The 11,314-nt window shown below is 61.9% G+C and carries 6 protein-coding genes; 4 read left to right on the forward strand and 2 right to left on the reverse strand.

All coding sequences use genetic code 11. The features are described from left to right. Nucleotides 1-63: 63 nt before the first annotated feature. Complete coding sequence (locus tag CRO48_RS19455) at nt 64-3,066, reverse strand: DEAD/DEAH box helicase (protein WP_245423576.1); 3,003 nt, start codon at nt 3,064-3,066, stop codon at nt 64-66. Between the two features lie 353 nt (nt 3,067-3,419). Further along, nucleotides 3,420-4,301, reverse strand: a complete 882-nt coding sequence (locus tag CRO48_RS19460) for a PD-(D/E)XK nuclease family protein (protein ID WP_342588283.1) — start codon at nt 4,299-4,301, stop codon at nt 3,420-3,422. A 141-nt stretch (nt 4,302-4,442) separates the two neighbouring features. Here CRO48_RS19460 and CRO48_RS19465 point away from each other — a divergent pair, with 141 nt between their 5' ends. From CRO48_RS19465 to CRO48_RS19480, 4 genes are read left to right on the forward strand one after another with little or no spacing between them, the layout of a single operon-like run. Further along, entirely contained in the window at nt 4,443-5,327 is an 885-nt protein-coding gene (locus tag CRO48_RS19465) for a WYL domain-containing protein (RefSeq protein ID WP_097141526.1), read from the forward strand. A gap of 21 nt (nt 5,328-5,348) precedes the next feature. Continuing rightward, nucleotides 5,349-8,852, forward strand: coding sequence for a helicase-related protein (locus CRO48_RS19470; protein WP_097141527.1), 3,504 nt, complete (start codon nt 5,349-5,351; stop codon nt 8,850-8,852). Next, on the forward strand, nt 8,849-10,522 hold the full coding sequence (locus CRO48_RS19475) for a hypothetical protein (RefSeq protein WP_141402076.1): 1,674 nt from the start codon (nt 8,849-8,851) through the stop codon (nt 10,520-10,522). The genes CRO48_RS19470 and CRO48_RS19475 overlap by 4 nt, the downstream gene beginning before the upstream one ends. A 15-nt stretch (nt 10,523-10,537) precedes the next feature. Next, nucleotides 10,538-11,305 carry a DUF1156 domain-containing protein gene (locus tag CRO48_RS19480; RefSeq protein WP_245423575.1) on the forward strand — a complete coding sequence of 256 codons (768 nt, stop codon included), beginning with the start codon at nt 10,538-10,540 and terminating at the stop codon, nt 11,303-11,305. Nucleotides 11,306-11,314: the final 9 nt, after the last annotated feature.

Below are 11,314 nucleotides of genomic sequence, written 5' to 3' on the forward strand. Positions count from 1 at the left end.
AAGCCTGCCCCCACGGCGTGATAAAAACTTACATCTCAACAATATTGCCGATGCCCTACGGCATCATTCACTACCAATAATTTTCAGCCTCATGGCGCGGGTTTCGAGCAAATAGGTCTCGACTCCCGCAAGCAGGTGCAAGCCTTCTTCACCGATTGCTTGCCGGGATAGTCCAGGTTGCACCATGCGGACGTCGAACTCGAAGCGGTGATCTTGCCACCCGACCTTGAGTTTCTTGATCGCGGCGGCTGAGCCTTGTTCAATCCGAGAGCTGAGACCACGGTCCCGGCGTATCTTTTCGCGCCTCAACATGTGTTGAAGCATGCGGCCTGGCCGGTCGCGCCACCGAGCAGACTTCTGAGCCTGGCCGCAAACCTCGTAGAGGTCGCTGAGTCGCGCGCCTGGTGTATCCGCGCCCGAATACTTGCAGTGATACAGGGTCACGGAAACGACGCTGTCGGTTATTCGCAGCGCCACGACATCAGCGATCTCGCCTTTGCCATCATCGTCGAAGATCACATCATAGGGATCGGGGTCCGCCAACAGCGCGTCGATGACGAGACGTTGGACTGAGTCTGGGCGCTTGCTCGTGCCTTGCGACTCGACGCGGATATTGGCCTTCGACCAATCCCAGGCTTCGATCTTGTCGGACGGGTATGGCTCGATCGTTTCGCCTTCGGGCAGGGTGTAGAGATGGCTGTAGATGAGCAGCGAGCCATCGCCGAAGTCGATCTGTGGCGAATCCTCACCGAAGGATTCCGAAAGCGTCTGCACCTTGCTGCCTATCTTGATCGTCGCCTTGGGGCCGGCGCGCTGGGGGTAGCGGGCATGCCCGTCGCTGAAGACGATCTCGAACTCGGCCGCGTGCTCATCGCTCCGCACGGCGAAGCGCAGTGGTCCCGAACGAGCGTTATCGAGCAACTCGATATCACATTCCGCGAAGGTTACGGGCTCATCGCCGAACGAGATCTCGATCCGCTCCTCGAACTGGGTGATCAAAGATTCAGGCCAATGGATCGCCACAGGCGGAACAGCCGGGCGCTGGCTGATCTGGTGGGGGCGCATCGCGCTTTTGAAGACGCCGTCGGTCGTGATGCTGGGATCGTTCACCGTGCGGCCGACATCCTGACACCAGTCCACCCAGTCGGTCAGGTCATGGACCTTGGCGCTGGACCAGAACTTGCCCTTCGCCGAGCAGCCGCGTGAGGCCGGCACGCCGTCGAGAAAGCCGGTGGCGAAGATGTTGTTCTTGATCCGCGACTGGGATTTTGCGCTGTCGAGGCCGTCGGCGACGTCCACGCCCATATACATCGAATAGCGGACGCCGCGCCCCTGATGGTGGGTGAGGCCGAGGTTGCGCAGGATGAGTCGCTTGAAACCGTGGAGGCTGCGGAACACCTCCTCGCCTTCCACGCGGCGCGTCGTATCGCCGCAAACCGCCTTTGCCAGGCGGTCGAACGGTCCCTTGGCGGAACTGCTGATATAGAGCAGGCCACTGGCCTGATCCCAGTGGAGCATGTGCAGATCCCAGGTGACGTTCACTGCCTGCTGCGCCGAGGTCCAGCGCGCCTGTTCCTCAGCCCGAGTCACGAAGATCGCGACCCGTTGATGCGGGTTCAGTTTCATACCGAGATAGACGCCGGGATTGTAGAGTTCCTCCGCACGGAACGGATCCCAGGCGTCACAGGACGTTCGGTAGAGGACCGCGTTCATTTTCGGCTCGAGGGTCTGGAGCGGAATGTCGCTTAGATCCCCCGAAAAGCCTTTGAACATCTCGGCGCGGCGAACCTGCCGTTCGATCGTTGCCGAACTGAGCGCCTCCACCAGCGCGTTCCAGTCGGCGTCCTCGGCGTAGAGCTTGGCCAGCGCGCGATCGACATCGTCGATGCCGGTATTGGCGATCACCGTCGCATCACCCAGGGTCGGATCCTGGCGGGTGAAGCGGCCGACGAACTGGATTGTCACCGCCACGCTCTTGTGATGATCGTGCAAAGCAGCGATCTTCAGCTCGGGCAGGTCGAAGCCCTCGCCGAGCATATCGACGCATACGATGATCCGGCTCTCAAAGCGGCGTAACGCTGCCAGATTTTCGCGCCGCTCCTTCAGCGATTGCTGGCTGTGGACGATGACAGGCCGGTAGTCCGGATAGGCCGCCGCATAGAGGCTATGCAGGTGTTTGGCGCGTTCGATGGTGCTGCAACGGGCCATCGCCAGATGGTTGAGGCTGGCGTCCACGTCCGAGGCGAGCACTTCGCCGAGCTTGTCGATGATTGCCCGGTCGGCGTCGGCTTGATCCAGCCCGAATACGGCCTCGAAGCGGATCGGCTTGAAATAGCCTTCCTGCTGCGCCTTCTTCAGCGGGTAGGTGTAGATGAACTCCCCATCGACGCGGCCGCCATCCTCACGAAACGGAGTGGCGGTAAACTGGATTACCGGAATGGGCGGCTCGTGCTCGGCGAAGAGCCCGCGAAAGGACTTCCACGTCCGTGCCCCGATGTGATGCGCCTCGTCGATAAAAAGTGCGGAGGCACGGGCCGCCATCCGTTCCTGCACCGGCGCCTCGGCGCGGCCCGCGATCTGCATCGTGGTGACGACGACATTGGCGCTGTCGAAGATTTCATCGACTTCGGCTTCGCTCGCCGGAATGTGCGAGAGCCGCATGACCAACGGAAAGGCTGCGGTCTCATCGAGACATTTCTGCTGTTTCAGGACGCCGAAGGTCTCGAACTTGCCTGCGATCTGCTCGCGTAGAGCATCGGTGGGGACCACCACCAGCAGGCGCTCGAACCGCCGGTTGGCGTTGAGCGCCAGCATAGTCTCGGTCTTGCCCGTACCCGTCGGCATGACGATGGTGGCAGGGTCCGTCGATCGCGTCGCATGAGCAAGCGCGGCATGAAGCGCGCCGATCTGGGGCCGCCGCAAGCCAGGCTGCGCCGGCACACCATCGGCCGCAGCCCGTCCTTCGCGCAAATGAATGGCGTCGATCCAGGAGGCAGAAACCGCCTGGAGCCGCTCGACGCGCGCGGAACGATCCAGCGTGTCGATGCCGATCGGCAAAGCATTCATCCACCGGCCTGCACCCAGTTCGAGTGCTTCGACGATCTGTTCCGGCTCCGTTGCGCCGGGCACGAGCAGAATGAGATCGGCCTCCAGCGGCGTGGCCGTCTTTGCGCTGATGACCTTTAGAATTTCGCCGGATTCCAGGGTTGTCTCGTAACCTTTGACACGGCGGATAGCGAAGGGGCGAAGCCGGCAACGCACCCGGCGCGCAGGAACGGCCAACTGACGAACCGGGCTCCCCAGCACCTTGCCGTCGATGACAAGCCGAGCCGGCAAGAGCAGTTCGACCTCGGGATTGAAAAGGTCGTCCTGGTTGGGGCCGTTGGAACGCGTGCGGGAGGCCATCGGGTCGCCTTCCGTCAGGCCGACACGGTCTGCGGCGAAGGCGAGACGGCAATCACCGTTCCCCTCGTCATCAGCACGATCAGTCCGCGCTCGGCGCCCGTCATGTTCAGATAGGCGCGCACCTGCGCATGATAATGATCGAGCGTCTGAGCGTCGGGGTTCACGTCGCTCTTCCAGTCGACCACCACGACTGGCTGGCCACCTTTTCCAACTGTCAGCGCGTCGGCGATCCCGGCCGTCGCGGTTTCCAAGCCGTCATTCGCCTGGGCGGCATAGACGGGAAATTCGGCCAGGAGACCGGGTCGCAAGGCCGCGATGTCAGGCAGGGCCAAAGTGCGAGCGACACAGGCCGCCAGTTCGTCGGCCGACAGCCCTGTGGCTGGATCGGAGACAGGCGACCGGCCAAGCGAGCGGATGAGATCGGCCGCCCGCTCAATCAGCGCCGCCTCGGCTTCCGGGGTTTCCCCGGTCAGCACCTCTTCGATGAGCTTGTGGAGGATCAGTCCGCGCTCCCGGCCTCCTTGCACCGGGGCGACGACGTCCAGTTCGGGGGGCTGGTCGTCAGCCGAGCCGGTCCAGAGGGACGCCTCCTCTTCCCGGAGCACGGTCCCGGCGGCGCTTTCATCGCGGCTGGGTGCAAGCCAGGTCAGCCGCGTCTGCGCAGCAGCGATGATTTCAGCTTCGGCGGCGAAGATCGCGCGTGTCTGGGCGTTGTCCACTCCCGTGCGCGCGGCCGTGAGGCTGGCGGGCAGATGCGAGACATCGAGGCTGGGAAGATCGGCGAGCGATAGATCGACGAGACCGATCCATGCCGATTTCGACGGCGTGGTGTCGAGGCGGGGGAGGACGAGAAGCTCGCGGGCGCGGGTGTGCGCTGCGCCAGAGGTCCGATCCATCAAGCTGTGCCGCTGCACGCTTTGCACCGATGGTTGTGACCGATAGACCATTGACGAATCCCCCTTATGGGAATACTAATTACACGGACTGCGATGGGTTGTCCATATAGTTTTTATCCTCATTATGGCGAGGCAAGGCACATGGCGGAAGCCGCGACAGCGCTGAAGTGGGGGGTGGGACGCCGACTCGAGTTCATCGAGTTTCGGCTGTTCTGGGAGGGCTCGATCAACCGGGCCGACCTTGTCGAGGTGTTCGGCGTGTCGGTTCCGCAGGCTTCCAAGGATTTGACGCTCTATCAGGAGCGGGCGCCCGGCAACATGGAGTACGACACCCGCGCCAAGCGCTACGTCGCCGCCGAAAAATTCGTGCTGCGGTTCCTTGAGCCGGACCCCTACATCTATCTGTCGCAGCTACGCTCGGTTGCCGAAGGGGCTGTGCCCGCGAGCGACTCGTGGATCGCGGCGCTTCCCAGCGCCGATGTGGCGCTGACCCCCAGGCGGGACATCGACATCAAGGTTCTGCGGAAGGTTCTCGACGCGAGCCGGGAGGGCGCCTCAGTCGACGTCTTCTACCAGTCGATGAACAAGTTGCGGCCTGAACCCACTTGGCGGCGGATCACGCCGCATGCCTTCGGGTACGATGGTTTCCGCTGGCACGCGCGGGCCTATTGCCACCTCGAACACAAGTTTAAGGATTTCCTGCTGCCGCGCATCCTCGACGTCGGTGTGAAGGGCGAGCCCGGCGAGGCCGGGGATCGGGATTGGCTCTGGAACAATTATTTCGATGTCATCATCGGCCCCCATCCGGGGCTTACGGCGAGCCAGAAGAAGGTCGTCGCCAAGGATTATGGGCTGGACCAGGGAAATGGCGTGCTCTCGGTTCGCTACGCCATGCTCTTTTATGTTTTGAAGCGCCTGGGTTTGCTTGGTGACGCTGCGAAACAGAGCGCACATACACAGCACATCGTAACAATAAACCGCAAGGAAACTGAAGCGGCGCTTGAGAAGGCGGAGCTTCAGCTATGAAGGACTGGGGGGAGCCGAGCAATGGCGGCAAGGCTTGAGGAGGTAAAGAACGGCGCGTCCGTGCGCGGTGTCGCTTCGGCGCAGCCTGTGCATGTGATTTCGGTCGACTGGATCGGCGACCAGGCGATCAATGTCGTTTTCCGCGATCATAACGGCGCTGTGGCCGAGGCTGTTCTTTACCGCGACGATGAGCACCGCCTCGAGGTCGAGCAGAACGGCCGACCGTGGTCGTTCGATGCTGACGGCGCGTTGCTGCGCCTGGTGACGGAAGCCAACCGCATCAAGCTGGCGCATTATTTTGACCCGTATCTGGCGATTCACACGAGTCTGGTCGATCCGCTGCCGCACCAGATCTCGGCGGTCTATGGCGAGATGCTGCCGCGCCAGCCGCTGCGCTTCCTCCTTGCCGATGATCCCGGCGCCGGCAAGACCATTATGGCTGGGTTGCTGATGAAGGAACTGATCGCCCGCAGCGATCTGGAACGCTGCCTCGTCGTTGCGCCGGGCAGCCTGGTTGAGCAGTGGCAGGACGAACTCGGCCAGAAGTTCAATCTCGAGTTCGACATCCTTTCCCGCGACATGATCGAGAACTCGCGGTCGGGCAATCCATTCAGCGATCGGGATCGGCTGATCGTGCGTCTCGACGTGTTGGCGCGCAACGAGGAGCTTCAGGAGAAGCTCATGAGCGCGCGCGAATGGGACCTGATTATCTGCGACGAAGCTCACCGCATGTCGGCCACCTATTTCGGCGGGGAGGTCAAATATACGCGGCGCTATCAGGTCGGCCAGAAGCTCGGCCAGGTCTGCCGCCATCTGCTGTTGATGTCGGCGACGCCGCACAACGGCAAGGAAGAGGATTTCCAGCTCTTCATGGCGCTCCTCGATGGCGATCGGTTCGAGGGCCGGTTCCGCGACGGTGTCCACTATGCCGACACCGAAGACATGATGCGGCGGTTGACCAAGGAGGAACTGCTCAAGTTCGATGGTCGGCCGCTGTTCCCCGAGCGGCGGGCGCGCACGGTCAAGTATCAGCTCTCGGAAGGGGAGGCCGCACTCTATACCGCTGTCACCGAGTATGTGCGCACCGAGATGAACCGCGTGCAGCGCTTCGCCGAGGGCGATGGGAAGAAGCGCAACAATGTCGGTTTCGCCTTGCAGATTCTTCAGCGGCGTCTCGCCTCGTCTCCGGCCGCCATCTACCAGTCCCTCAAGCGCCGCCGCGAGCGGCTGGAAAACGAGCTGGGCGAAGCGCGCCTTGCCGCCAAGGGCCGCCGGGCCGGCGCATCGGAATCCGCGATCAACGCCGACATGCTGCGGAACATCGAGGAGTATGGCCAGGAGGAGATCGACGAGCTTGAGGACCTGATCTCGACAGGCGCGACGACGGCCGAGACGGTCGAGCAACTCGCCCTGGAAGTCGAGACCCTGAAGGGGCTGGAGACGATGGCGCTCGGCGTTCTACGCTCGGGCGTGGACACGAAGTGGAGTCAGCTCAATCGTATCCTCGACGACGATTTGATGATCGACGCGGCCGGCAATCGCCGCAAGCTGATCATCTTCACCGAGCCCAAGGACACGCTGCACTACCTGCTCGACAAGGTCCGGGCGCGGCTTGGCAACCCCGAGGCCGTCGAGGTGATCCACGGCGGCGTGTCGCGTGAAGAGCGGCGAAAGGTCGTCGAGCGCTTCATGCAGGACAAGGACATGCTGGTCCTGATCGCCAACGACGCGGCAGGCGAAGGCGTGAACCTCCAGCGCGGCCATCTCATGGTCAATTACGACCTGCCGTGGAACCCGAACAAGATCGAGCAGCGGTTCGGCCGCATCCACCGCATCGGCCAGATGGAGGTCTGCCACCTCTGGAATCTCGTCGCGGCCGATACGCGCGAAGGCGAGGTTTACGCGCGGCTGCTGGAGAAACTGGAAGCTGCGCGCGAGGCGCTGGGTGGCCGTGTCTATGACGTGCTCGGCGAATTGTTCGACGGCGTGGCGCTGAAGGATCTGTTGTTCGAGGCGATCCAGTATGGCGAGCAGGAGGACGTGAAAGCGCGTCTTTTCCAGCAGGTCGATGGTGCGGTCGATCAGGCGCACTTGCTCGAGCTGCTACGCCGCCGCGCCCTGACCAACGACACCATGCCGGAAGCGAGGGTCGAGGAATTGCGGCTCGAAATGGAGCGCGCCGAGGCGCTGCGCCTACAGCCCCACCACATCCAGAGCTTCTTCGTCGAAGCGTTCCAGCATCTGGGTGGCAAGATCAAACGCCGGGAGGAAGGGCGTTGGGAGGTCACGCATGTCCCGGTGCGCATCCGCGAGCGGGATCGTCAGATCGGAACCGGCGCGCCGCTCCAGACACAGTACGAGCGCATCTGCTTCGAGAAGGACAAGATCAACCAGCAGCCGGTTGCCGCCTTCGTTTGTCCAGGCCACCCGCTGCTCGACGCCGTGATCAGCCTGATCCGCGAGCAGTATGAGCAGATCATGCGGCAGGGCGCGATCCTTGTGGACGACACCGATGCGGGTGATGCGCTGTCGGCGATTTTCCTGCTGGAGCATACGGTCCAGGACGGGCGCGTCACCAGCGCAGGCAAACCGCATGTGATCTCGCAGCGCCTCCAGTTCGCCGCGATCGACAAGGCCGGGAACACCGTCAACGCCGGCATCGCGCCGCATTTGAACTTGCGGCCGGCCAAGCCGGAAGAGGTCGCCATCGTGCGCGACCTTCTGGACGAGAGTTGGCTGACCACTGATCTGGAGAAAGCCGCGATCCGGTTTGCGACAGTCGAATTGGCCCAGGGTCATGTCGCTGAGGTCAAGGCTCGGCGTCTGCCCGAGATCGAGAAGGTCGAGCAGGAGGTGCGCGCCCGCCTCAAAAAGGAGATCAATTACTGGGACTCTCGCGCCTTCGAGCTGAAGGAGGAGGAGCGCGCTGGCAAGAAGACGCGGGTGAACTGGCAGAACGCGCAGCGCCGGGCCGAAGACCTGGCGGATCGGCAGAAGCGCCGCATGGACCAGCTTGAGCGGGAGCGTTTCATTTCGTCGCAGCCCCCGCGTGTGCGGGGCGGCATGGTCGTCATCCCCCGGGGTCTGCTGCAACAACGCCAGGCGCCGAGCATTCCGAACCATTTTGCGGAAGACCCGGCCGCGCGCCGCGAGATCGAGCTTGCGGCGATGGCCGCTGTCATGGCGGCCGAGCGCGCGCTGGGCAACGAGCCGGCCGACGTCTCCGCCCAGAAGATCGGCTACGACATCGCGTCCCATGATCCGAGGTCGGGGCATCTACGCTTCATCGAGGTCAAGGGGCGCATCGACGGCGCGGACAGCGTGATGGTCACGCGCCAGGAGGTCATTACTTCGCTACACGAGCCGGAGAAGTTCATTCTGGCAATCGTCTCCGTCAACGCAGGCTTCGCCCACGCGCCACGCTATGTGCGTGGCCCGCTTGTGGAACGGGAACCGTCGTTCCTTGAAACCGCAATCCAGTTTCACCTGCCGCGGCTGCTCGAACGTGCGGAAGCTCCAAGATGAAACTTACCGGGGAGAGGATCATGGGGGAGTCATTGCTGCAGCGATTAACTGCTAGCCGGTTGCCGCGACCGGCAATCCAGCCAGTAAGCCAGTGTACGTTGCTGGTCGATGCTGGATCAAATTCTTCAGCATTCAATGATCTGATGCAATCCATACTCGGATGGATGGAGCGGCGTTCAGGGCGAGCGCTACCAGGACCCGCCCACGACGGAAAATCCTTCGTGATCGATGATATTGGGTCGCAGCGAACTGAAGCCATATCAATCGATACGCCGCGCTATTGGGCTGCGCGCATCGATGATGCGGACAAGAATGTCCCGCAACGCACATGGACGACCGAAATCGCCTTGGCGCCACAAGCCGACGGGCGAGTGCTTTTCGGTACGAGGCTGCAATGCGTGTCACGTGGGCAATTTGTTGAGTTCGACGCTTCCGTTCCCAGTTTTGTGAGGGAGGTCGTGGAATCGGGTCGAGCTTGGCTCGATGGCATCAATATTTCCGCTGAACCGATGCTGGTCGAATCGGAGGATGACGCGGATGAACTTTGCAAGTTGCTTTGGAATGGGCAGCGTCGAAGCGACGTCATCGTGTTTTCGCTGCCAGAGAATTCTACCAACTGGGCGGATACGATCATCCCAGCTCGTGACGTTGCGCGTCGTCTCGCGGGAGCTGCACACGTTGCGATAGTCTCCCAAGCTGCGAGTTTTCGGCTGACCGATCAGGTGGGCAAGGCTCTGTCCGTTTACCGGCAGGCGGTGAGGACATATCGACCAGGCTTTGATCCCGCGCTCGACGAGGCGGCAGCGCACCCTCTCGGTTTGCCCAACAGGATTGCCAATTGGGCAGGTGGCCCACAGGCCTACAGTGCATTCCTAATCAACCAAACGCTGAACCGCACGGTAAGTGGAGGTGACAGCCAGCGGCAATTGCCACCGTTCCTGGAAGCGAAGCGGGTTGCGGGCGAACTGCGACGTCAAACCGCGCGCATCGAGGGTGAGTCGGACCGCGACCTGTTGGCACTCGCCGAACAGGAAATTCGTGATCTGACCTCGTCGCTTGAGCAGATCAAGGAAGAGCAAGAGAGCTATATTGTTCTTGCTGATCAGGAGCGTGAGGAAGCACAACAGCAAGCCGAGCAGCAGCGCCAGAGCAATCTGTTTTTGCGGCATCGGATTTCCTTGCTCGAAAGTCGTCTGGCTCAATCCGCGCAGCCTGAACCAGAACTTCCGGACACCCTCGATGGCTTCGAGGTTTGGTGTCGTGAGCATCTGTCGGGTTCAGTCGAGCTCCATAGCCGGGCATTCCAAGGGATAAAGAAGTCGCAGTTGGACGATGTCCCTCTGATCTATCAATCTCTGCTGTTGCTACGGGACTTCTACGTGCCGATGCGTCGGGACGGCGGTGACGCCGCTAAAGCGGCCTATGACGCGAAGTGCATGCATTTGGGGATCGACGAGCAACCGTCTTTCGCAGGCGCAGGCTGGGGTGAACATGGTGACACCTACCTGGTGCGATGGGGCAAAAGTCGGCTCCTGCTCGATCGCCATCTCAAAAAGGGCAACAGCCGCGAAGAGCGCTTCTGTTTCAGGCTCTATTTCACGTGGTTGGACGAAGACCAGCATGTTCTGGTCGGTTGGCTGCCATCACACCTCGATACTCGCGCGACTTAAGTAAGAAAGAATCCGATGTCCGAGAATAAGTACAAGAAAAAGCTCATTGAAGTCGCGATCCCTCTGGAGGCGATCAATGCGGCGTCGGTGCGCGAAAAGTCGATCCGGCATGGGCACCCCAGCACCCTACATCTGTGGTGGGCGCGGCGACCGCTGGCTGCGTGCCGGGCCGTGCTGTTCGCCCAACTCGTGGATGATCCGTCAAGCGACCCGAAAAACTTCCCCACGCCCGAGGCGCAGGAGGCCGAACGCAAGCGGTTGTTCGCCATCATCGAGGACCTGGTGAAGTGGGAGAACTCGACCAACGAGGAAGTGCTCGAGCGCGCCCGCGCTGAAATTCGCAGGAGCTGCGGCGGCGAGTTGCCGCCGGTCTATGATCCGTTCTCGGGCGGTGGGTCGATCCCGCTGGAGGCGCAGCGTCTCGGTCTGCCCGCTTACGGTTCGGACTTGAACCCGGTCGCGGTGATGATCGGCAAGGCGATGATCGAGATCCCGCCCAAGTTCAAGGACCGGCAGCCCATCCATCCGGGCGCCAAGGACCGGCAGTTCTATCGCAATGCCGAGGGGCTCGCAGAGGACGTCAAATACTATGGCGAATGGATGCGCGAGAGGGCGTTGGAGCGCTTGGCTCACCTCTATCCGGAAGTTGACCTTCCGACTGAATACGGCGGTGGGAAGGCTACCGTTGCTGCTTGGATGCGTATTCCGATGAAGCCGGCCATTGATTCCGAAACGAAGCCGGCCACCCATTCCGATTTCATTCCGGCCAGCATTCCGATTTGAAGCCGGCCA

It is taken from the genome of Rhizobium subbaraonis (assembly GCF_900220975.1).
Lineage (GTDB): Bacteria > Pseudomonadota > Alphaproteobacteria > Rhizobiales > Rhizobiaceae > Mycoplana > Mycoplana subbaraonis.

What these genes read in the sequence shown, in the direction of transcription:
- CRO48_RS19475 (WP_141402076.1), top strand. Translation starts at nt 8,849, where the DNA reads ATGAAACTTACCGGGGAGAGGATCATGGGGGAGTCATTGCTGCAGCGA.
- CRO48_RS19480 (WP_245423575.1), top strand. Translation starts at nt 10,538, where the DNA reads ATGTCCGAGAATAAGTACAAGAAAAAGCTCATTGAAGTCGCGATCCCT.
- CRO48_RS19465 (WP_097141526.1), top strand. Translation starts at nt 4,443, where the DNA reads ATGGCGGAAGCCGCGACAGCGCTGAAGTGGGGGGTGGGACGCCGACTC.
- CRO48_RS19460 (WP_342588283.1), bottom strand. Translation starts at nt 4,301, where the DNA reads ATGGATCGGACCTCTGGCGCAGCGCACACCCGCGCCCGCGAGCTTCTC.
- CRO48_RS19470 (WP_097141527.1), top strand. Translation starts at nt 5,349, where the DNA reads ATGGCGGCAAGGCTTGAGGAGGTAAAGAACGGCGCGTCCGTGCGCGGT.
- CRO48_RS19455 (WP_245423576.1), bottom strand. Translation starts at nt 3,066, where the DNA reads ATGAATGCTTTGCCGATCGGCATCGACACGCTGGATCGTTCCGCGCGC.